Raw genomic sequence first — 22,355 nt, 5'->3', positions numbered from 1 at the left:
GGTTCTGAGTCTGACCAATGTGGGAGCGGGCTTGCTCGCGAAGGCGCCCTATCAGACGGTATCAATGCATCTGATCAGCTTTCAGCGATCAACCAATCCATCTGCCAGCCGCCCTGGGTCTGCCCAAGCTTCTTCGACAACCAAGGCAGCAGCTCGCGCAATTCCTCCTCCAGCCCCCATGGCGGATTGGCAATCGCCAAGCCGGAGCCGTTCAGGCTATTGGGCGTGGCCAGCGGATGCACCAGCAATTCCACTCGCAACAATTTCGGCGCACCGGTGCCGGCCAAGTCCTGGTAGAAGCGGCGCAACATCCGCTGGTCTTTCACCGGGTACCAGATTGCTGCCACTGTCTGGCGCATCCGGCCGATGGCCTCCTTGAGTGACGCCGCACAGCGTTGCATCTCGTCCAGCTGTTCAAAGGGCGGATCGATCAGCATCAGGCCGCGCTTTTCCGCCACCGGCAGCAGCGCCCGGGGCACATGCCAGCCTTCGCCCAAGTGCACCGCCACGCGACGATCGCCTTTCATGTTGTCCTTGAGCAGCACACCGTCTTCTGGATGTTTTTCGTTCAGAAGTACCCGATCCTGCGGACGGGTCAGGCGCCGCGCCAGTTCCGGTGACCCCGGGTAGTAACGCAACTGCCCGTCCGGGTTCATTTCGTGCAGCACTTTCATGTAGTCGGCGGTCAACGCGGGCAGATCCTCCTGGCCCCACAACCGCGCGATGCCTTCAAGGTATTCGCCGGTACGATTGGCCTGGTCGCCCTGCAAGTCGTACAGCCCGATGCCCGCATGGGTATCGAGATAGGCGAAGGGCTGCTCCTTGCGCGACATCAAAGCGATGAGACGGGTCAAGGTCAGGTGTTTGAACACATCGGCGTGATTGCCGGCGTGGAAGGCGTGGCGATAATTCATGGCGGCTCCTGCGAAGGCCGAGGAGTTTACCTTGAAGCGCGCCCAACGTCAGGGGGTCGCAGCCGAGCGGACGGGCCGTGACCACACCCGGTGGTCATCTGCCCAATTCCTGCATCAAGTATTCTTGCAGGGGGGCTTTTGGCCCATGGACCATCCCTGGCTCCCCAAGAAAATGCCTGATCTTGCAGCGCAGGATGCTCTCGTCGGCCTGTTCGAACAGATACGGATGCTCTTCGCTCAACCACTTGAGCAAGTTATTGAGCAGGCAGTCCGTCGTATCCCCGGCCAGTTCCTGCAACAACAGCGCAGGCACTTCCCACCAGGGGAACGCCCGGGCCGGGCGCAGGGCATTTCCCGGGATCTCGAAAGACCGACCGTTGATCAGGCAACGGCTGATGGCGGGCAACAGCTGGCTGACCTCCACCGCATCCGATCGCAGGATCGGCTGGATAAAACGCCCATCCCAAAAGCGGAAAAAAACCGACTTGCCACCGGGCAGCAGAACCTGGGTGAGCCCACGCAGATGTTCGGCAAGGCTTTGCTGGCTGCAAGCGGTCACCGCCAGCCAGCCCCAATCAAGCGAGTCGGTCGTCGCGACCCAGTCAAGAAACTCGCTGTCCGGGTCGACAGCTCCGACATAGGGCATGACCGTTTCCCAGTCGGCGTAAGGCGTATCGGCCCAGATCGGGTTGGGCGCCACCGTCATCGAACGCCTCCAGGCCATCAGCGGCCCGGCGGTGCTGGCGCTGCTGAAAATGGCGTAGAGCTGCTCGGATGCCTGCAAGGGCTGTTGCTCAAGCCAGGCGCGGGGAGATTGACCGGTACTCATGGACGCTCCTGGACACCAGCCCGCCTGGGCATCACCGGCAATGGTTCGCAGACGCCTTCTTTGCAACGCTCACACTCCTCACAGAATGGCGCCTGGCCCTGCAGGCTGAAAACTTGCGCGAGGGAAAGTTGCGCGGCTGCGGCCGCGACAAGTGTTTCGGGACAGCCGGGTAAACCTGGCGCGGCACTCCTGGCCGTCATCGGTGCCCCACCCACCTGGATCGGCACGCTGCTGAAGATTCCCCCAGCCCCGATGTTGATCCAATGCCCACCGGCCTGAATGGTCGCGCTGACGCCGCCATCCAGCACCACTTGCTGCCCGGCGCTGACGTGAAATTGCTGGGTGGCATTGAGGGCCTGACTGGTTACCCGAATATGCCGCTCGCCGGCCACCACCAGATGATCATCCTGCCTGACCTCAACCTGGCGCTGACCATGGGTGATGCGCAACTCATCGGCCTTGAGCTCATGCCGCGCGGTGCCGGTGACGACGATGCTGCGTTCGTGATCAACCTGAACCCGCTGATCATGCAGCACATGCTGGGTCCAGTTGCGTTGAGCCCGCAGGTAAATCTCCTCGGCGCCCTGGCGATCCTCGATGCGCAATTCGTTATAACCGCCCCCGCCAGGGCTGCTCTGGCTGCGCAATATGCTGCGGGTTTTATCGGCCGGCAGGTCCATGGGCACCGGGGTCGCGCCGTTCGGCAGGCAGCCCACGACCAATGGCTTGTCCACATCACCGTCGATGAAACCCACTAGCACCTCCATGCCGACCCGGGGAATCATCACGCTGCCATAGCGATCATGGGCCCAACCCGTGGCCACCCGTAGCCAGCAACTGGAGTGCTCGTCGCGCTGACCGTGGCGATCCCAGATCAGTTGCACCTTGACCCGTCCGTATTCGTCGCAATGGATCTCGCTGTCCACCGGCCCCGTCACCACCGCCGACTGATAACCGTGGGCGGCTGGCTTTTCGTGGGACAGGGGCGGACGAAAGAAAACATCCCACGGGATGGCGAGGAACGTATTGCTGTAGCCCTGGAACTCATCCGGACTGTCACCGACCGTTTCCTCCAGCACTTGTGGCTGGCGCCCATGGTGGGTGACTTGCGTGAGCAGCCAGAGATCGTTCCATTGCGCTCGAGGATGCCCGTTGATTTGGAGGAAGTGCCCACTGACGAGTGCGCATTGGTCGCTGCGCCCCTCGGCCAGACGGTGGTCGGCGCCATGGCGCTCCAGTGCGCGCCGGGTAAGGTGCCGGCCATGGTCGCGATCGGAAAACCGGCCGGGGTAGTGATACGCCTCCAGAGCCGGTTGCTGCTGACTGTCCAGACTGGTTTGCAACAGCAGACCGGGCTTTTGAAAATCGTAGTCACGCAGCGTCACCGCCGTGGTCCGGGTCTGTAGACGCACAGCCAGGCGCTTGATCGCCGGCTCGCTGGCGGCCATGCCACTGCCGGGCAGATACAACGTCGCCTCGGGCAGGCGGGGAAACACCGTCTGGTCGTCACCGAACACCAACAGATGGCCGTCGCGGCTGTGCCGGAAGTGATAATGGATCCCGGCCTCGGCGCAGATCCGCCCGATGAAGGCCAGGTCGCTTTCACCAAACTGCACACAGTATTCGCGTTCGGGGTATTGCCCACCGAGGTTGAACTGGAACGCGTCACCCTGAATCCCGTGATCCGTCAGGATCAGGGTAATGATTGCCGGCACGCTCAGGTGCTGGAAAATCCGCTGGTTGATTCGATGGTCCAGGTAAGCCAGGCGTGGTACCAGTCTGATCTGGTAACGGGTCAAGCGCTTGCCCGAGTCGCCTTGGGCCGCGCTATAAACCTGGCCGTGTATGCCCCGCCCCTGATCATCAAAAGCCAGAAAGGCCTGACGATGCAGGAGCTCTTCCAGCGCCAGATCCGGCCGCTCACTGACCAGTTCCAGATCAAAGCAATAGGGTTGACTGATGGCTTCCTTGCCCCTGAACTCAAGCACCTTGAGTTCATTCGGCCCGCTGTCGAGTGCCAGGGTGAAACGTGGTTGGTTGGCAGGCGCGAACATCCGATGTGCCTCTGCTGAATAAAAGCGGGCGATTCTGCATGAGCACCAGGGAGAGTTGATCGGACCTCAGGAAAAACAGAATTGCCTTACATTCAAGGAGATTAAAGCCGCATTGTCCGCTGCGTTTTCCGACAGACATTCCGCGCATGGTGGTGACCGAAGTCGCCGCAGGAAACAATCAGCAAATTCCTACAACCTGACGGCCTCAGGACCGCACTGGGCCGTGCTAACGTCCTTTCGTCGCAAAAAAGCAAAGGACGCAACCCATGACGACTCGCTACGCAAAAATCGCAATGACCCTGGCTCTCGCCGCTTTCGCCTTGCTGACCGTGTTCAACAACATCACGGACTACCATTCCAACTTCAATTTCGTCCATCACGTGCTGAGTATGGACACCACCTTTCCCGACAATGCCGCGCGCTATCGCGCCATCGACCAGCCTTGGGCATGGCACGGCGCCTACTGGCTGATCATCCTTGGCGAAGCGCTCACCGCAGGCTTGCTGGGCTATGGCGCGCTCGAACTATGGCAGGCACGTAAAACCCCGAGCGTGGTTTTCGCTCAGGCCAAACGCTGCGCCATCATCGGTTTGACGGTGGGTTTCTTCGTCTGGTTCTTTGGCTTCATGGTCGTCGGCGGGGAATGGTTTCTGATGTGGCAATCAGAAATCTGGAATGGCCAGGACGCAGCCTTCAGGTTCTACATGGCGCTACTGGGCGTGCTGATATTTCTCAATCAGCCCGACACAGAGCTGGACTGATGCCCATAAAAAACGGCCCGTCTCCATGGGAGGACGGGCCGTTTCTCTATTCAGAAGCTTCGCGCGAGCCGTCAAGGCCTCGCTGGAGGTCTTACTGGTTCAGGCGGAAATCTTTCTCAGCCGCTTCGAAGCGCTGCAGCATACCGGCGGTAGGCGAGCCCATCTTGCTGACGAAGTAGATAGCCAGGCTGGCGAAGATGAAGCCTGGGATGATTTCGTACAGGCCCAGCAGCTCGAAGTGTTTCCAGACGATCACGGTGATCGCCCCCACCAGGATGCCTGCAAGCGCGCCGTTACGGGTCATGTTTTTCCAGATCACCGAGATCAGGACAACAGGACCGAAGGCAGCACCGAAACCGGCCCAAGCGTAGCTCACCAGACCCAGGACACGGTTCTCCGGGTTGGCAGCCAGGAAGATGGCAACCACTGCCACCAGCAACACCATGGCGCGACCGACCCAGACCAGCTCCAACTGGGAAGCATGCTTGCGCAGGAAAGCCTTGTAGAAGTCTTCGGTCAGGGCACTGGAGCACACCAGCAACTGGCAGCTCAGGGTGCTCATGACAGCTGCCAGGATCGCCGACAGCAGCACACCGGCCACCCATGGGTTGAACAGCAGCTTGGCCAGCTCGATGAACACACGCTCAGGGTTCTCGGTCACGGGGCCGGCCACTTCCGGGTGCGCCGAGAAGTAAGCGATACCGAAGAAGCCGACAGCCACGGTGCCGCCCAGGCAGAGAATCATCCAGGCCATCGAGATACGACGAGCCTTGGCGATGGACTTGACCGAGTCAGCAGCCATGAAACGCGCCAGGATGTGCGGCTGGCCGAAGTAGCCCAGGCCCCAGCCCATCAGCGAGATCACGCCGATGAACGTGGTGTTTTTCAGCATGTCGAAAGCAGTAGGATCTTTCGCTTCGATGGCCAGGAACGTGGTGTCCACGCCGCCGGTCGCCAGCAGCACGATGATCGGCGTGAGGATCAGCGCGAAGATCATCAGGGTCGCTTGTACGGTGTCGGTCCAGCTCACGGCCAGGAAGCCACCAATGAAGGTGTAGGCAATGGTTGCCGCCGCACCGGCCCACAGCGCTGTCTCGTAGGACATGCCGAAGGTGCTTTCAAACAGACGGGCACCGGCCACGATGCCGGAAGCGCAGTAGATGGTGAAGAACACCAGGATCACCACCGCAGAGATGATCCGCAGCAGGCCGCTGGTATCTTCAAAACGGCTGGAGAAGTAATCCGGCAGTGTCAGCGCGTCACCGTTGTGCTCGGTCTGTACCCGCAGGCGACCGGCCACGAACAGCCAGTTCAGGTAGGCACCGATGATCAGGCCGATGGCGATCCAGCCTTCCGACAGGCCGGACATGTAGATAGCACCGGGCAAGCCCATCAACAGCCAGCCGCTCATGTCGGAGGCACCGGCGGACAATGCAGTCACGACGCTGCCCAGGCTGCGACCGCCCAGGATGTAATCGGAAAGGTTATTGGTGGAGCGATAAGCCATCAGGCCGATCAGGACCATTACAGCGATATAGATCACGAAAGTGATCAGGGTGGGATTACTAACACTCATGAGTTACGCCCTGGCTTTGTTTTTATGTAGCGGTGGCAGTAGGAAGCGTCGACAAGACAACCATAGACCTTGCTTGACGTTTCCAGGACCCGCGAATTTATGACTGATGTTTCCCCAGGAAAGCCATCAGCCGATGCCCCTCGGCTTCGAGCCGGTTGCACCTTGGCGACGAATGCTATTCAACAAATGAAATAAGGTGCAACCAGTTTCGCTCGAATCAGTTGCACCCAGTCGGTTTTTTCGCCAAATGACCGTTTTTTGCTCCCTTTTAGTGCGGTATCAGCCTTTGGCTAGAAGCCAATGCACTAAGCAGAAGCACCGCTCAAGCCGCGAATTTTGCTTTCCTGATGAGCTGCTTATTTTTTCGACGAAAAAAGGTTGCACCCGGTTGCACCTCGGCCAGCTCGCAGCTAATCTTGCCGCCAGCTGATGCCACGCAATACGTGGTAAACATGAGGATAAAAATATGGCTACCACCACCCTTGGGGTCAAACTCGATGACCCAACCCGCGAACGCCTCAAGGCGGCCGCAACCTCGATTGATCGCACGCCCCACTGGCTGATCAAGCAGGCAATTTTCAATTACCTGGAAAAACTCGAGGGTGGTGCAACCCTGACCGAACTGAACGGTTCGACCCGCGCCGACAACGATGAAGCCGGCGACGTCCAGGTCGACCACGCGCACCAGTGCTTCCTGGAGTTTGCCGAAAGCATTTTGCCGCAATCGGTCCTGCGCGCCTCTATCACCGCCGCTTACCGTCGTCCGGAGCCGGAAGTGGTGCCGATGCTGATCGAGCAGGCGCGCCTGCCGGCCGACATGGCCGAAGCCACCAACAAACTGGCCTCCTCGATTGCTGAAAAACTGCGCAACCAGAAGAGTGCCGGCGGCCGTGCCGGTATTGTTCAGGGGCTGTTGCAGGAGTTTTCCCTGTCGTCCCAGGAAGGCGTGGCGCTGATGTGTCTGGCCGAGGCGCTGCTGCGCATCCCGGATAAAGGTACTCGCGACGCACTGATCCGCGACAAGATCAGCACCGGCAACTGGCACCCGCACCTGGGCAACAGCCCATCGCTGTTCGTCAACGCCGCCACTTGGGGCCTGCTGCTGACCGGCAAACTGGTCGCCACCCATAATGAAGCGGGCCTGACTTCCTCCCTGAGCCGCATCATTGGCAAGAGTGGCGAGCCGATGATCCGCAAGGGCGTCGACATGGCCATGCGCCTGATGGGCGAGCAGTTCGTCACCGGTGAAACCATCGCCGAAGCCCTGGCCAACGCCAACAAATTCGAGACCAAGGGTTTCCGCTATTCCTACGACATGCTGGGTGAAGCCGCACTCACCGAACATGACGCCCAGAAGTACCTGGCCTCGTACGAACAAGCCATCCACTCGATCGGCAAGGCGTCCCACGGCCGCGGGATTTATGAAGGTCCGGGCATTTCCATCAAGCTCTCGGCCCTGCACCCCCGCTACAGCCGCGCCCAGTACGAGCGCGTCATGGAAGAGCTGTACCCGCGCCTGCTGTCGCTGACCCTGCTGGCCAAGCAATACGACATCGGCTTGAACATCGACGCCGAAGAAGCCGACCGCCTCGAACTGTCCCTGGACCTGCTGGAACGCCTGTGCTTCGAACCACAGCTGACTGGCTGGAACGGCATTGGCTTCGTGATCCAGGCCTATCAGAAGCGTTGCCCGTACGTGATCGACTACGTCATCGATCTGGCCCGCCGCAGCCGTCACCGCCTGATGATCCGCCTGGTGAAAGGCGCCTACTGGGACAGCGAGATCAAGCGCGCCCAGGTCGAAGGCCTGGAAGGCTATCCGGTCTACACCCGCAAGGTGTACACCGACGTGTCCTACATCGCCTGCGCCCGCAAACTGCTGTCGGTGCCGGAAGCCATCTACCCGCAATTCGCCACGCACAACGCCCATACCCTGTCGGCCATCTACCACATCGCCGGTCAGAACTATTACCCGGGCCAGTATGAGTTCCAGTGCCTGCACGGCATGGGTGAACCGCTGTACGAACAGGTTGTAGGCAAAGTTTCCGAAGGCAAGTTGAACCGTCCGTGCCGCGTGTACGCTCCGGTCGGCACCCACGAGACGCTGCTGGCTTATCTGGTTCGTCGCCTGTTGGAAAACGGTGCCAACACCTCGTTCGTCAACCGCATCGCCGACCAGTCCATCTCCATTCAGGAGCTGGTGGCCGATCCGGTTGCCAGCATCGAGCAGATGGCAACCCTGGAAGGCGGCTTCGGCCTGCCGCACCCGCGCATCCCGCTACCGCGTGACCTGTATGGCAGCGAACGCGCCAACTCCAGCGGCATCGACCTGGCCAACGAACATCGCCTGGCCTCGCTGTCCTGCGCCCTGCTGGCCACCGCCCATAACAACTGGAAAGCCGCGCCGATGCTCGGTTGCGCAGCCAGCGAAGAAACACCGGCACCGGTGCTGAACCCGTCCGATCACCGTGACGTGGTCGGCCATGTGCAGGAAGCCACGGTCGCTGACGTCGACAACGCCATCCAGTGCGCCCTCAACGCGGCGCCGATCTGGCAGGCCACGCCACCGGCCGAACGCGCTGCGATCCTGGAGCGCGCCGCCGACCTGATGGAAGGCGAGATCCAGCCGTTGATGGGCCTGCTGGCCCGCGAAGCCGGCAAGACCTTCGCCAACGCCATCGCCGAAGTGCGTGAAGCCGTGGACTTCCTGCGTTACTACGCAGTGCAGGCCCGCAACGACTTCACCAACGATGCCCACCGCCCACTGGGCCCGGTGGTCTGCATCAGCCCGTGGAACTTCCCGCTGGCGATTTTCAGCGGACAAGTGGCCGCCGCGCTGGCCGCCGGTAACCCGGTACTGGCCAAGCCTGCCGAGCAGACGCCGTTGGTGGCTGCGCAAGCCGTGCGCCTGATGCTCGAAGCCGGCATTCCGGAAGGCGTGCTGCAACTGCTGCCGGGCCGTGGCGAAACCGTCGGTGCCCGCCTGGTGGGTGATGATCGGGTCAAAGGCGTGATGTTCACCGGTTCCACCGAAGTCGCTCGTCTGTTGCAGCGCAACATCGCCGGGCGCCTGGACAACCAGGGGCGTCCGATCCCGCTGATCGCCGAAACCGGTGGCCAGAACGCAATGATCGTCGACTCCTCGGCCCTGACCGAACAAGTGGTCATCGACGTGGTGTCTTCAGCATTCGACAGCGCCGGCCAGCGTTGCTCCGCTTTGCGGGTCCTGTGCTTGCAGGAAGACTCGGCCGACCGCGTCATCGAAATGCTCAAGGGAGCCATGGCTGAATCGCGTCTCGGCAACCCTGAGCGCCTGTCGGTAGACATCGGCCCGGTGATCGATGCTGAAGCCAAGGCCGGTATCGAGAAACACATCCAGGCCATGCGCGACAAAGGTCGCACCGTGTACCAGATGGCAATCGCCGACAGCGCCGAGTGCAAACGCGGCACGTTTGTGATGCCGACCCTGATCGAGCTGGAAAGCTTCGACGAGCTGCAGCGTGAGATCTTTGGTCCGGTGCTGCACGTAGTGCGCTACAAGCGCAAGGAACTGGATCAACTGATCAACCAGATCAATGCCTCCGGTTATGGCCTGACCCTGGGCGTACATACTCGCATCGACGAGACCATCGCCAAGGTGATCGATAACGTCCATGCCGGTAACGTCTATGTGAACCGCAACATCGTGGGTGCCGTGGTCGGCGTGCAACCGTTCGGTGGCGAAGGCCTGTCGGGCACCGGTCCCAAGGCCGGTGGTCCGCTGTACCTGTACCGCCTGCTGTCGACACGGCCTACCGATGCGATTCAGCAGTCGTTCGTCCGTGACGACGCCCTAAACGCGCCAGACCTGCGCTTGCGTGACGCCATGAGCAAGCCGCTGACCGCCCTGCAAGCCTGGGCAGACAGCCAGAAACTCGCCGAATTGAGCGCCCTGTGCGTACAGTTCGCGGCTCAGTCGCAAAGCGGTATCACCCGCCAACTGACCGGCCCGACCGGCGAACGCAACAGCTACGCCATTCTGCCCCGCGAGCACGTGCTGTGCCTAGCGGACGTAGAGGGCGATCTGCTGACGCAACTGGCCGCGGTGCTGGCGGTAGGCGGCTCGGCTGTTTGGCCGGAAACCGACACCAGCAAAGCTCTGTTCGCACGCTTGCCGAAAGAAATTCAAGCGCGCATCCAGCGGGTTTCCGACTGGGCCAAGGACGAAGTGGCTTACGACGCCGTCCTGCATCATGGCGACTCGGATCAACTGCGCAGCGTTTGCCAGCAAGTGGCCAAGCGTGCCGGCGCCATTGTCGGAGTCCAGGGCTTGTCCCAGGGCGAAACCAACATCGCACTGGAGCGCCTGGTGATCGAACGTGCGTTGAGCGTCAACACCGCTGCGGCGGGTGGCAACGCCAGCCTGATGACCATCGGCTAAACCGCTGTAGACCAGGCATCTGCAATGGGTGCCTGGTCATCGANCACTGGAGCGCCTGGTGATCGAACGTGCGTTGAGCGTCAACACCGCTGCGGCGGGTGGCAACGCCAGCCTGATGACCATCGGCTAAACCGCTGTAGACCAGGCATCTGCAATGGGTGCCTGGTCATCGAAATCCCTGTGGGAGCGAGCCTGCTCGCGATAGCGGTGGATCAGTCGACAACATTCCTGACTGACCCACCGCTATCGCGAGCAGGCTCGCTCCCACATTTTGATTAGCGTCGCCCTCTCTCCTCCATCACCCAAATCAATCATCCTGTTCAGCCTCTATTGCCACGCCTAGACTCGGCCCATTCCAAAAAAAGGTAAGCCGCCATGTCCGAGACGTTGCTCAGTTCCCGAAATCTGGCTTTCGAGCTGTATGAAGTCCTTGATGCCGAGGGCTTGACCCAGCGCGAGCGGTTCGCCGAGCACAATCGCGAAACCTTCGACGCGGCCATCGGCACCGCCCGCGGCATCGCCGAAAAATATTTCGCACCGCATAACCGCAAGAACGATGAAAACGAGCCGCGCTACGAGGACGGTCAGGCGATCCTGATTCCGGAAGTAAAGCCGGCGGTGGATGCCTTCCTGGAGGCCGGTTTTCTCAATGCCGCACGCAGTTTCGACGCCGGCGGCATGCAATTGCCGACGCTGCTGTCCCAAGCCTGCTTCGCGCACTTTCAGTCGGCCAACGCCGCTTCGACCTCTTACCCGTTCCTGACCATGGGCGCGGCGAACCTGATCGAAAGCTTCGGCAGCGAGGAGCAGAAACAACGTTTCCTGCAACCGATGATCGATGGTCGCTTCTTCGGCACCATGGCCCTGACCGAACCCCACGCCGGATCTTCGCTATCGGATATTCGTACCCGTGCGGAGCCGACATCCGACGGCACTTATCGGCTCAAGGGCAACAAGATCTTCATCTCCGGCGGCGATCATCCGCTGTCGGAAAACATCGTGCACATGGTCCTGGCGAAACTGCCGGACGCGCCACCCGGCGTTAAGGGCATCTCGCTGTTTATCGTGCCCAAGTTCCTGGTCAACGACGACGGCAGCCTCGGCCAGCGTAACGACGTGCTGCTGGCCGGGCTGTTCCACAAGATGGGCTGGCGCGGCACCACCTCCACGGCGCTGAACTTCGGCGACAACGGCGAATGCGTCGGTTACCTCGTGGGGAAACCGCACCACGGCCTGAGCTACATGTTCCAGATGATGAACGAAGCGCGGATCGGCGTTGGCATGGGTGCGGTCATGCTGGGTTACGCCGGCTACCTGTATTCCCTTGAATACGCCCGCGAACGTCCGCAGGGCCGGGTGCCCGACAGCAAGGACCCCACCACCGCTCCCGTGGCGATCATCCAGCACGCCGATGTACGTCGCATGCTGCTGACCCAGAAGGCCTACGTTGAAGGCTCGTTTGACCTGGGCCTGTACGCCGCACGCCTGTTCGACGACACCACCACCCTTGAAAGCGAAGCCGAGCGCAGACGCGCCCATGAGTTGCTGGATCTGCTGACCCCCATCGTCAAATCCTGGCCATCGGAGTTTTGCCTGAAGGCCAACGAACTGGCGATCCAGATTCTGGGTGGCCACGGCTATACCCGCGAATACCCGGTCGAACAGTATTACCGCGACAACCGCTTGAACCCGATTCATGAAGGTACTCACGGCATCCAGTCCCTGGACCTGCTGGGCCGCAAACTGGCGCAGAACGGGGGTGCAGGGCTCAAGCAACTGATCCGCCTGGTGGCCGACACCAGCGAACGCGCCCAGGCGTACGAATCATTGGCGGCGTTGCGTCAGCCGCTGGAAGCCCTGGTGGCGCGCCTGCAAACGGTGACCCTGGGCCTGCTGACGGACCTGGCCCAAGGCAAGGTCAACAGCAGCCTCGCCAACTCGGCGCTGTATCTCAAGGTGTTTGGGCACATGGTGATTGGCTGGCGCTGGCTGGAGCAGGCGATTCGGGCCGAGGAAGGCCTGGCCAAGGGGAACGCGACGGACACCGACTTCTATAAGGGCAAGCTGCAAGCGGCGCGGTATTTCCTGACCTGGGAAGTGCCGGGTTGTCAGCATGAGCTGGCGCTGCTTGAGGCGCGGGATGATACCTGCCTTGGGATGCGGGAGGAGTGGTTCTGATCCAGTTCTTGCGGCGCGGCTGAAACCCAATCGCGAGCAGGCTCGCTCCCACAGTGGATCGGCGATGAACGCGGATATTGCGTTCACTCAGCCCCATGTGGGAGCGAGCCTGCTCGCGATGACTTAAGAACAGACAACGACGCTTTATAAGCCAAGTCGCGACTTCAAGCCTGTTGAATCGTCTTGGAAATGACCTCGACCGTGGCGCTGACTTGCTCTTGGTAACGGTCGAGTTCCGCTTGATGTTGCTTCTGCATTTCCATCTGCTGCGAGCACAGGTTCATGGCCGCCAATACCAGCAGACGATCACCGATCAGCGTCGGGTATTTCCTTTTGGTGTCGGCCAGAGCGGCCTTGAGCATCGAAGCGGCGTCCAGCAGGGCCTGTTCCTGCCCGGCCGGCGCCTTGATTGAATAGTCCTCTCCCAGAATCGAGACGACCGTCACCCCGTCGACGTCATGCTTCATGCGCTGACAGGACCGGCGCTGGCGCGCTCGATCAGGGCCTGGATGCGCGCGGCGGTGGTGCCGTGCAGCTCTTCCTGTTCCATCAGGCTCAGTTGCAGGCTTTCATTTTCATCCTTGGCCTTGGCCAGTTCCGCGTTCAGGGTCTCATTCAGGCCGGCCAGTTGACGGTTCTGTTGCACCAGGTCGTTGACCAGTTGTTCCAGTTGGCTGAGGGATGTTTCCAACATATTGATTTCCAGGCTTTTTCAAGGGGGCGCGTACGATAAAGAAAAGTCACCGTCAATGCCACGACTTGGGGCGGCGGTGCTTCGCTGGCGAGCTGTAAAGACTGTGAATGGAAGATCTGGTTCCCGCCCTTCGTCGCGCAGCAGGCGCTGCCCTGCGACAAAAGCACGCAGCGACTCAAGACTTTAGTCGTATGACCGATAAGTCAGGGAACACCTGTCACCACCCCCGCACGGACGCGCCCCCTTCCGGTACTTTCCATGTCCCTACGTAATATGAATATCGCGCCGCGGGCGTTCCTGGGGTTTGCCCTGATCGGCGCCCTGATGCTGGCCCTCGGGGTGTTCGCCCTGAGCCAGATGAGCAAAATCCGTGCATCCGGCGAAAGCCTCGTCCAGAACAGCGTGCCCAGCATCAAGGCCCTGGATGAATTCACCTCGCTGACCCTGCGTCTGCGCGTGCTGTCCTATCGCTTGCTGGTCAACCGCGAACCGGACATCCAGCAGAAAACCTTCAGCTTGTTCGAGCAACGCAACCAGCAGATCCAGACGGCTCAAAGCGCCTACGAAAAACTCATCAGCTCCCCGCAAGAACGGGCCGCCTACGATCAGTACGTTCAATTGCTGGGCCAATACCGCCAGCTCGAAGAGCGGATGAAAACGTTGTCGAGCAACAATCAGCTCGATGAACTGCGTGCATTGCTCAACACTGAACTGCTGAGCAACTCAGACGCCATCAACGCGGCGATCGCCCGCTTGGTGGACATCAACAACCAGCAAGCCGAGGCCCTCAATCAGGGTGCGACCCAACAATATTCAACGGCCTTCAATTGGGTAGTCACGCTGCTGGTCATCGCCACCGGCCTGACCCTGCTGTTCGCCTGGATGCTGACCAACAGCATTACCCGTCCGATCGGCAGCGCCCTGGACGCCGCCGAAGAAATCGCCAAGGGCAACCTGACCCGACCGATTACCGTGGATGGCAACGATGAAGCTGGTCGCCTGCTGCGGGCGATGTCGACCATGCAGGACAAACTGCGCGACACCCTGCAGCGGATCTCCGGTTCGGCCACCCAACTGGCTTCCGCCGCCGAAGAGCTCAACAGCGTCACCGACGAAAGCGCCCGTGGCCTGACCCAGCAGAACAATGAAATCGAACAGGCCGCCACCGCAGTCAACGAGATGACCAGCGCCGTCGAAGAAGTGGCGCGCAACGCGGTCAGCACCTCCGAAGCCTCGAAAGACGCCACCGCCTCTGCCGGTGACGGTCGCGACCTGGTACAGGAAACTGTCAGCGCCATCGAGCGCATGAGCGCCGATGTGCAAAGCACCGCCACGTTGATCGGCGACCTGGCCAACGAGTCTCGTGACATCGGCAAGGTGCTGGACGTGATCCGCGGCCTGGCTGACCAGACCAACCTGCTGGCCTTGAACGCCGCCATCGAAGCGGCCCGCGCCGGTGAGGCCGGTCGTGGTTTCGCCGTGGTGGCCGACGAAGTGCGCGCTCTGGCCCATCGCACCCAGCAGTCGACCAGCGAGATCGAACGCATGATCGGCAGCATCCAGAGCGGCACCGAACACGCTGTGGATTCGATGCGCAACAGCACCGAGCGTGCCGAGTCGACACTGAACATCGCCCGTGGTGCCGGCCTGTCCCTGGACACGATCAACACCGCCATCGTCGAAATCAACGAACGCAACCTGGTAATCGCCAGCGCCGCCGAGGAACAGGCCCAAGTGGCCCGTGAAGTGGACCGCAACCTGGTGAACATCCGCGACCTGTCGGTGCAATCGGCCACTGGCGCTAACCAGACCAGCGCCGCCAGTGCCGAACTGTCGCGTCTGGCCGTGGACTTGAACAGCATGGTTGGGCGGTTCAGCCTTTAACCCGCGTAACGGTTGATCGTCCACAGACCGTGCGCGATCAACCCTCCAGCTTTTGTGGCGAGGGAGCTTGCTCCCGCTGGGCTGCGAAGCGGCCCCATAACCTCAAAAGCGACGACTGCTTCGCAGCCGAACGGGAGCAAGCTCCCTCGCCACGGTATTGCTGCCGCGCTTGTACCCCACAATCCGCCAACCTTTTTTGACAGCATCACATTTCAACAGGTTAGAATCGCTGGCACGCAGACTGCATGGTCAGTCTGCGCCCGCCCCCCACGCTTGCTCGGAGTACTGCCTTTGACTGCGACGACCATCAACAGCCTGTTCTTGATCGGCGCGTTGCTGGTAGGTGCGAGCATTCTGGTCAGTTCTCTTTCGTCCCGCCTGGGCATCCCGATTCTGGTGATCATCCTGGCCGTGGGCATGCTCGCCGGTGTCGACGGCGCCGGGATTCTGTTCGATAACTACGCCACAGCCTATCTGGTCGGCAACCTCGCGCTGGCGGTCATTCTGCTGGACGGTGGCCTGCGCACGCGGGTGTCGAGCTTTCGCGTGGCGTTGTGGCCAGCATTGTCGCTGGCCACCGTTGGCGTCCTGATCACCACCGGGCTGACCGGCCTGGCGGCGGCGTGGCTGTTCAATCTGAACCTGATGCAAGGTCTGCTGATTGGCGCCATCGTCGGCTCGACCGATGCCGCGGCGGTGTTTTCGCTGTTGGGCGGCAAGGGCCTGAACGAGCGGGTCAGCGCGACACTGGAGATCGAGTCCGGTAGCAACGACCCCATGGCGGTGTTCCTGACCGTAACCCTGATCGGCATGCTCGCCAGCGGTGAAACCGGTCTGCATTGGAACCTGCTGGGGCACTTGTTGCGTGAATTCGGCATCGGCGGGGTGATCGGCCTGGGTGGTGGCTGGCTGATGCTGCAACTGGTCAACCGCATCAACCTGGCCAACGGGCTCTACCCGATCCTCGTCATCAGCGGCGGCCTGGCGGTGTTCGCTCTGACCAATGCCCTGCACGGCAGCGGCTTCCTCGCGGTTTACCTGTGCGGCCTGGTGATCGGCAACCGCCCGGTGCGCAGCCGTCATGGCATCCTGCACATGCTCGATGGCATGGCCTGGCTGGCGCAGATCGGCATGTTCCTGGTGCTGGGGCTGCTGGTCACGCCCCATGACCTGTTGCCGATCGCCCTGCCGGCCCTGGGCCTGGCCTTGTGGATGATCCTGATCGCACGTCCGCTGTCGGTGATGGTGGGGCTGTTGCCGTTCAAGGCTTTCCATGGCCGCGAGAAAGTATTCATTTCCTGGGTCGGCCTACGCGGCGCGGTGCCAATCATCCTGGCAGTGTTCCCGTTGATGGCCGGCCTGCCCAACGCCCAGCTCTACTTCAACCTGGCGTTCTTTATCGTGCTGGTGTCGTTGCTGGTGCAGGGTACGAGCCTGCCGTGGGTCGCCAAACTGTTGCACGTTACCGTCCCGCCAGAACCCCTGCCGATCTCCCGGGCAGCGCTGGAGGTCCACGTCACCAGCGAGTGGGAACTGTTCATCTATCGCCTCGGCGCGGAGAAATGGTGCATCGGCTCGCCCCTGCGGGATCTGAAAATGCCCGACGGTACACGGATCGCGGCACTGTTTCGTGGCCAGCAACTGCTCCATCCGTCGGGTAGTACGGTGCTGGAAGTCGGTGATTTGCTGTGTGTGATCGGCCATGAACACGATTTGCCGGCCCTTGGAAAACTGTTCAGCCAGGCACCGCAAAGGGGCTTGGATCTGCGCTTCTTCGGCGATTTCGTACTCGAAGGAGACGCCCAGCTGGCCGCGGTTGCGGCCCTGTACGGGCTGAAGCTGGACGGCATCGATCCGGACATGTCCCTGGGCCGTTTCATCGCCCAGAAAGTCGGTGGCGCGCCAGTAGTCGGTGACCAGGTGGATTGGAACAACACCCTTTGGACCGTTGCGGTCATGGACGGGAACAAGATCGGCAAAGTGGGCGTCAGATTCCCCGAAGGAAGTCGCCCGGGTCCCGGCTTGTTCCTCTAAACTGCTCCCACTTTCACTTGCTCGACCGGTCTCTATGCCTACCCTGCGCTCCTTTTTAACCATTGCCCTGCTGGGCCTGAGTCTTTCCGTCTGCCCACTGCAAGCCGCCGAACCGCTCACCAGCGCTTCGGTCCAGGCCAGCCTGGACAAAATCGCTGACCGCAAACTGCCGGAAGCCGAGCAGAAGGCCTTGCAGGAGACCCTGCAAAAGACCCTGGCACAGCTCACCAGCAAGGCCGAATACGAGCAGAAGCTGGTCGATCTCAAACAGCAGCTGGCCAGTGCCCCCAAGCAAAACATTGAAAACCAGCGCGAGCTGGCCCGGCTCAAGAGCACCCCCGTGGTGCCGGTGGCACAGCGTTACGCCAACCTGCCGGTGCCCCAGCTCGAACAGATGCTGACGGACCGTTCCACCCAGCAGAGTGACCTGCAAAAAGCCCTGGCCGATGCCAACAGCCTGATCATCACCGCCCAGACCCGCCCCGAGCGCGCCCAGGCCGAAATCGCCAGCAGCCAGACCCGCATCCAGCAGATCAACACCATCCTCAAGACGGGCAAGGATGCCGGTAAAACCCTGAACGGCGAACAGCGCGACCAGCTCAACGCCGAACTGGCCGCACTCAATGCCCTGATTCCGCTGCGGCGCCAGGAACTGGCCGGCAACAGCCAGTTGCAAGACCTGGGCAACAGTCAGCACGACTTGCTGACGGAAAAGATCGACCGCATGGAGCAGGAAATCCAGGACCTGCAGACGCTGATCAACCAGAAGCGACTGGCCCAGTCCCAGGAAACGGTGACCCAGCAATCCATCGAAGCCCAGAAGGCCGGCGGCAGCAGCCTGCTGGCGACCGAAAGCACGGCCAACCTGAAACTTTCCGACTATCTGCTCAAAAGCACCGACCGCCTCAATGAGGTCACCCAGCAGAACCTGCAGACCAAGCAACTGCTGGACAGCGTTACCCAGACCGACGCGGCCCTGGACGAGCAGATCAGCGTACTCAAGGGCAGCCTGCTGCTGTCCAAGATTCTCTACAAACAGCGCCAAACCCTGCCGCGCCTGGAACTGGACAAGAATCTGGCGGACCAGATTGCCGACATCCGCCTGTACCAGTTCGAAGTCAGTCAACAACGCGAACTGCTGAACAACCCAAGCGCCTATGTCGACAATCTGCTGGCCTCGCAGCCTGCCGAGCAAGTCACGCCGCAACTGCGCAAGACCCTGCTGGAACTGGCCCTGACCCGGGTCGACCTGCTGGAAAGGCTGAACCGCGAGTTGAGCGCGGTGCTTAACGAATCCATCACCTTGCAGCTCAACCAGAAGCAACTGCTCAGTACCGCCCAAAACTTGCGGGCGACCCTGGAAGAGCAAATGTTCTGGATTCCCAGCAACAAGCCGCTGGATTTCGAATGGATGCGGGGCGTGCCGGCGCGCCTGGAAAAACAGATCGACTCGCTACCCTGGGCCTCGAGTCTCAGTGAGCTGGCGGACGGCCTGACCCAGCGGCCGCTGCTGTTCCTGCCCCTGGCGCTGCTCATCGGTGCTCTGCTGTGGCGACGCAAGAATCTGTATGCCCGGCTGAACAAGGTTCACCAGGACGTCGGCCACTTCAAGCGTGACAGTCAGTGGCACACCCCCCAGGCGATTCTGATCAATATCCTGCTGGCGATGCCGGTAGCCCTGGCGCTGGCCCTGTGCGGCTACGCCCTGCAGATCGACGCCCGGGGCCAGAACGCCAACCTCGGCGCGGCGCTGCTGCAGATCGGCCAGGCCTGGCTGGTGTTCTATACCGCCTATAGGGTGCTGGCGCCCGGTGGCGTGGCCGAGTTGCATTTCCGCTGGGAAAAACCCCAGGTCGAATTCCTCCAGGGCTGGATCCGCCGGCTCGGGCTGGTGGTACTGGCGCTGGTCGCGGTGGTGGCCGTGGCCGAATTGCAACCCTCGGCCCTGGCCGACGATGTATTGGGCATGCCGGTGGTGCTGACCTGCTACGCCCTGATGGCCTGGCTGCTCAGCCGCCTGTTGCTCAGCAGCCCGACCCACCAGAACACCTCGCTGTTCCGCAAGGCCGTCGGGGTGATGTTCACCGCGCTGCCCATCGCCTTGTTCGTAGCCGTGTGCTTCGGCTACTACTACACCGCCCTGAAACTCAGCGACCGACTGATCAATACCCTGTACCTGCTGATGTTCTGGCTGGTGATCGAGGCCACCTTCGTGCGCGGCCTGTCCGTCGCGGCGCGGCGCCTGGCCTACCAGCGCGCCCTGGCCAAGCGTCAGGCGACCAAGGAAGCCGGTGATGGCGAAGCAGTGGTCGAGGAACCGACCCTGGACATCGAAAAGGTCAACGAACAGTCCCTGCGCCTGATCCGCCTGGCGCTGCTGGGCGGTTTCATCGCCGCGCTGTACTGGGTCTGGTCGGACCTGATCAGCGTGTTCTCCTACCTGGACAACATCACCCTCTACGAGTACACCAGCGGTACAGGCGCCGCCATGAGCATGGTGCCCATCAGCATCGGTGACATGCTCGGCGCCCTGATCATCATCGGCATCACCTTCGCCCTGGCACGTAACCTGCCGGGACTTTTGGAAGTGTTCGTCCTGTCCAAGCTCAACCTGGCCCAGGGCAGCGCCTATGCCGCCACCACGCTGCTGTCCTATGTGATCGCCGGCATCGGCTTCGTCACCACACTGTCCACCCTGGGCGTGAGCTGGGACAAGCTGCAATGGCTGGTGGCCGCGCTCTCAGTCGGCCTGGGCTTCGGCATGCAGGAAATCTTCGCCAACTTCATCTCCGGGATCATGATCCTGTTCGAACGTCCGGTGCGGATCGGCGACACCATCACCATTGGCAACCTGTCGGGCACGGTCAGCAAGATCCGTATCCGTGCCACCACCATCACCGACTTCGACCGTAAAGACATCATCGTTCCGAACAAAACGTTCATCACCGGACAGTTGATCAACTGGTCGCTGACCGACACCGTCACCCGAGTAACCCTCAAACTGGGTGTCGACTACGGATCAGACCTTGATCTGGTCAAGGAACTGCTGCTCAAGGCTGCCCGCGAGAACCCGCGCGTGCTGAAAGAACCAGAACCACTCGTGTACTTCCTCAACTTCGGGGAGAGTACCCTGGACCATGAGCTGCGCATGCATGTGCGCGACCTGGGTGACCGCAATCCTGTGCTGGACGAGATCAACCGGTTCATCAGTCGCGAATTCAAGAAGCAGAACATCAGCATTGCGTTCCGGCAGGTAGAAGTTTCCTTGAAAAATCTTCAAGGCCTCGAATACAAGCTGACACCTGTCTTGCCTGGAGACAAAACCGCGACGCCTGAGCCTCCCCTCACGCCAGGGCCCAAGTCCTTGCCAGAGCCGCCGGCAGCCACCCTCGACTGATCGCGCGAAGCCTGCGGGCATCGCGCCGGAGACGGCCATGAAAACCCTGGAAACATTGACCTTCGATAACCGCTTCGCCCGTCTTGGCGACGGTTTCTCGGCCCACGTGCTACCCGAGCCCATCGACAATCCCCGGCTGGTCGTTGCCAGCGACCAAGCCATGGCATTGCTGGACCTGGACCCAGTCGAAGCCCAGGCACCGCTGTTCGCCGAGCTGTTCGGCGGACACAAGCTGTGGGCTGAAACCGAGCCACGGGCGATGGTGTATTCGGGCCACCAGTTCGGCCATTACAACCCACAACTGGGGGACGGCCGCGGGTTGCTACTGGGGGAGGTATACAACGAGGCCGGGGACCACTGGGACCTGCACCTCAAGGGCGCCGGCCAGACACCGTTCTCACGCATGGGCGATGGACGGGCGGTATTGCGCTCCTCGATCCGCGAGTTCCTGGCGTCCGAAGCGCTGCACGCCCTGGGCATACCGACTACACGCGCCTTATGCGTGATCGGTTCCGACACCCCGGTATGGCGCGAAAAGCAGGAGCGCGCCGCCATGGTGTTGCGTATGGCGCCGAGCCATGTGCGCTTCGGGCATTTCGAATACTTCTACTACACCAAAAAGCCCGAGTTGCATGCCACCCTCGCGGAGCATGTGCTGAACATGCACTTTGCCGAGTGCCGCGAACAACCGGAGCCGTACCTGGCGATGTTCCGCGAAATCGTCGAGCGCAACGCCGAATTGATCGCCAAATGGCAAGCCTACGGCTTCTGCCACGGTGTGATGAACACCGACAACATGTCGATCCTGGGCATCACCTTCGATTTCGGGCCGTTCGCCTTCCTCGACGACTTCGACGCCAACTTCATCTGCAACCACTCCGACGACCAGGGCCGCTACTCGTTTAGCAACCAGGTGCCAATCGGCCAATGGAACCTCAGCGCACTGGCCCAGGCCCTAACGCCGTTCATCAGCGTCGAGGCCCTGCGTGAAACACTCGGTTTGTATTTGCCGCTGTACCAGGCCCACTACCTGGACCTGATGCGCCGCCGCCTGGGCCTGACCAGCGCCGAGGAGGATGACCAGAACCTGGTGGAGCGCCTGCTGCAATTGATGCAAAACAGCGGCGTCGACTACAGCCTGTTCTTCCGCCGGCTAGGCGATCAGTCCCCCGAACAGGCCGTCGCCGCCCTGCGTGATGACTTCGTCGACCTCAAGGGCTTCGACGCCTGGGGCGAGCTATACGTTGCCCGCGTCAGCCGCGAAGGCCCTGTCGATCAAGACCTGCGTCGCGTCCGCATGCACGCGGTGAACCCACTGTATGTGCTGCGCAACTACCTGGCGCAGAAAGCCATCGACGCCGCCGAGGCAGGCGACTACGAAGAAGTCCGCCGCCTGCACACGGTGCTGAGCAGGCCGTTCGAAGAACAGCCGGGCATGGACAGCTACGCGCAACGTCCGCCGGAGTGGGGCAAACATCTGGAGATCAGTTGTTCGTCGTAAAACCTTCAGTCTTGCGAGGGCAAGGCATGTGGGAGCAAGGCTTGCCCGCGATGAAAACAACTCGGTCTTCCCCATAAACCGAGGAGCCTGTATCGCGAGCAAGCTTTGCTCCC

13 protein-coding genes and 1 pseudogene are annotated in these 22,355 nt (G+C 61.3%); 8 read left to right on the top strand and 6 right to left on the bottom strand.

All coding sequences use genetic code 11. The features are described 5' to 3' along the window. Nucleotides 1–74 precede the first annotated feature (74 nt). The 3 genes from MKS85_RS20585 to MKS85_RS20575 form a co-directional block, all read right to left on the bottom strand. Nucleotides 75–914, bottom strand: coding sequence for a 23S rRNA (adenine(2030)-N(6))-methyltransferase RlmJ (locus MKS85_RS20585; protein ID WP_076382940.1), 840 nt, complete (start codon nucleotides 912–914; stop codon nucleotides 75–77). 94 nt (nucleotides 915–1,008) lie between these two features. Next, nucleotides 1,009–1,743: a DUF4123 domain-containing protein gene (locus MKS85_RS20580; RefSeq protein WP_188252193.1), complete on the bottom strand. Its 735-nt coding sequence runs from the start codon at nucleotides 1,741–1,743 to the stop codon at nucleotides 1,009–1,011. Continuing rightward, nucleotides 1,740–3,797, bottom strand: a complete 2,058-nt coding sequence (locus tag MKS85_RS20575) for a type VI secretion system tip protein VgrG (RefSeq protein ID WP_188252192.1) — start codon at nucleotides 3,795–3,797, stop codon at nucleotides 1,740–1,742. The genes MKS85_RS20580 and MKS85_RS20575 overlap by 4 nt, the downstream gene beginning before the upstream one ends. A 266-nt stretch (nucleotides 3,798–4,063) precedes the next feature. On the opposite strand from MKS85_RS20575, the gene MKS85_RS20570 reads away from it, so the two are divergent. Next, entirely contained in the window at nucleotides 4,064–4,558 is a 495-nt protein-coding gene (locus MKS85_RS20570) for a DUF2165 family protein (protein ID WP_076382946.1), read from the top strand. Between the two features lie 91 nt (nucleotides 4,559–4,649). Here the strand turns inward: MKS85_RS20570 and putP are convergent, their stop codons facing one another. Further along, nucleotides 4,650–6,134 carry a sodium/proline symporter PutP gene (putP, locus tag MKS85_RS20565; RefSeq protein ID WP_047225920.1) on the bottom strand — a complete coding sequence of 495 codons (1,485 nt, stop codon included), beginning with the start codon at nucleotides 6,132–6,134 and terminating at the stop codon, nucleotides 4,650–4,652. A gap of 466 nt (nucleotides 6,135–6,600) precedes the next feature. Between putP and putA the strand changes: the two genes are divergently transcribed. Both putA and MKS85_RS20555 read left to right on the top strand, forming a co-directional pair. Further along, nucleotides 6,601–10,554 (top strand): trifunctional transcriptional regulator/proline dehydrogenase/L-glutamate gamma-semialdehyde dehydrogenase, encoded by a 3,954-nt coding sequence (gene putA, locus MKS85_RS20560; protein ID WP_076382950.1) that lies wholly within the window; start codon nucleotides 6,601–6,603, stop codon nucleotides 10,552–10,554. Nucleotides 10,555–10,929: 375 nt separating this feature from the next. Then, on the top strand, nucleotides 10,930–12,732 hold the full coding sequence (locus tag MKS85_RS20555) for an acyl-CoA dehydrogenase (protein WP_188252191.1): 1,803 nt from the start codon (nucleotides 10,930–10,932) through the stop codon (nucleotides 12,730–12,732). A gap of 164 nt (nucleotides 12,733–12,896) precedes the next feature. On the opposite strand, the gene MKS85_RS20550 is transcribed toward MKS85_RS20555, so the two are convergent. Together MKS85_RS20550 and MKS85_RS20545 are read right to left on the bottom strand one after the other, a co-directional pair. Further along, nucleotides 12,897–13,199, bottom strand: a complete 303-nt coding sequence (locus MKS85_RS20550) for a cell division protein ZapA (RefSeq protein WP_188252190.1) — start codon at nucleotides 13,197–13,199, stop codon at nucleotides 12,897–12,899. Next, on the bottom strand, nucleotides 13,196–13,426 hold the full coding sequence (locus MKS85_RS20545; protein ID WP_047225924.1) for a hypothetical protein: 231 nt from the start codon (nucleotides 13,424–13,426) through the stop codon (nucleotides 13,196–13,198). The genes MKS85_RS20550 and MKS85_RS20545 overlap by 4 nt, the downstream gene beginning before the upstream one ends. 258 nt (nucleotides 13,427–13,684) lie before the next feature. On the opposite strand from MKS85_RS20545, the pseudogene MKS85_RS29020 reads away from it, so the two are divergent. From MKS85_RS29020 to selO, 5 genes and pseudogenes are all read left to right on the top strand, one after another. Further along, nucleotides 13,685–14,407, top strand: a pseudogene (locus MKS85_RS29020) (MCP four helix bundle domain-containing protein); the annotation flags it as partial. A gap of 30 nt (nucleotides 14,408–14,437) precedes the next feature. Further along, nucleotides 14,438–15,310 (top strand): methyl-accepting chemotaxis protein, encoded by an 873-nt coding sequence (locus MKS85_RS29015; RefSeq protein ID WP_370695185.1) that lies wholly within the window; start codon nucleotides 14,438–14,440, stop codon nucleotides 15,308–15,310. Between the two features lie 291 nt (nucleotides 15,311–15,601). Continuing rightward, a complete protein-coding gene (locus tag MKS85_RS20535; protein ID WP_188252188.1) occupies nucleotides 15,602–17,344 on the top strand; it encodes a potassium/proton antiporter in 1,743 nt (580 codons plus the stop codon). Nucleotides 17,345–17,378: 34 nt separating this feature from the next. Then, nucleotides 17,379–20,741: a mechanosensitive channel MscK gene (mscK, locus tag MKS85_RS20530; protein ID WP_188252187.1), complete on the top strand. Its 3,363-nt coding sequence runs from the start codon at nucleotides 17,379–17,381 to the stop codon at nucleotides 20,739–20,741. A gap of 37 nt (nucleotides 20,742–20,778) precedes the next feature. After that, a complete protein-coding gene (gene selO, locus MKS85_RS20525) occupies nucleotides 20,779–22,242 on the top strand; it encodes a protein adenylyltransferase SelO (protein ID WP_107321425.1) in 1,464 nt (487 codons plus the stop codon). Nucleotides 22,243–22,355 lie beyond the last annotated feature (113 nt).

This window comes from Pseudomonas sp. JL2, from assembly GCF_031570495.1.
GTDB classification, from domain to species: domain Bacteria; phylum Pseudomonadota; class Gammaproteobacteria; order Pseudomonadales; family Pseudomonadaceae; genus Aquipseudomonas; species Aquipseudomonas rhizophila.
The sequence above is the reverse complement of the archived record's forward strand: the minus strand, read 5'-3'. Positions and strand labels throughout refer to the sequence as shown.

Bases quoted from the DNA above. Each gene is read 5' to 3' on its own strand.
- MKS85_RS20585 (WP_076382940.1), bottom strand. From the start codon at position 914: ATGAATTATCGCCACGCCTTCCACGCCGGCAATCACGCCGATGTGTTC.
- MKS85_RS20580 (WP_188252193.1), bottom strand. From the start codon at position 1,743: ATGAGTACCGGTCAATCTCCCCGCGCCTGGCTTGAGCAACAGCCCTTG.
- MKS85_RS20575 (WP_188252192.1), bottom strand. From the start codon at position 3,797: ATGTTCGCGCCTGCCAACCAACCACGTTTCACCCTGGCACTCGACAGC.
- MKS85_RS20570 (WP_076382946.1), top strand. From the start codon at position 4,064: ATGACGACTCGCTACGCAAAAATCGCAATGACCCTGGCTCTCGCCGCT.
- putP (WP_047225920.1), bottom strand. From the start codon at position 6,134: ATGAGTGTTAGTAATCCCACCCTGATCACTTTCGTGATCTATATCGCT.
- putA (WP_076382950.1), top strand. From the start codon at position 6,601: ATGGCTACCACCACCCTTGGGGTCAAACTCGATGACCCAACCCGCGAA.
- MKS85_RS20555 (WP_188252191.1), top strand. From the start codon at position 10,930: ATGTCCGAGACGTTGCTCAGTTCCCGAAATCTGGCTTTCGAGCTGTAT.
- MKS85_RS20550 (WP_188252190.1), bottom strand. From the start codon at position 13,199: ATGAAGCATGACGTCGACGGGGTGACGGTCGTCTCGATTCTGGGAGAG.
- MKS85_RS20545 (WP_047225924.1), bottom strand. From the start codon at position 13,426: ATGTTGGAAACATCCCTCAGCCAACTGGAACAACTGGTCAACGACCTG.
- MKS85_RS29015 (WP_370695185.1), top strand. From the start codon at position 14,438: ATGTCGACCATGCAGGACAAACTGCGCGACACCCTGCAGCGGATCTCC.
- mscK (WP_188252187.1), top strand. From the start codon at position 17,379: ATGCCTACCCTGCGCTCCTTTTTAACCATTGCCCTGCTGGGCCTGAGT.
- selO (WP_107321425.1), top strand. From the start codon at position 20,779: ATGAAAACCCTGGAAACATTGACCTTCGATAACCGCTTCGCCCGTCTT.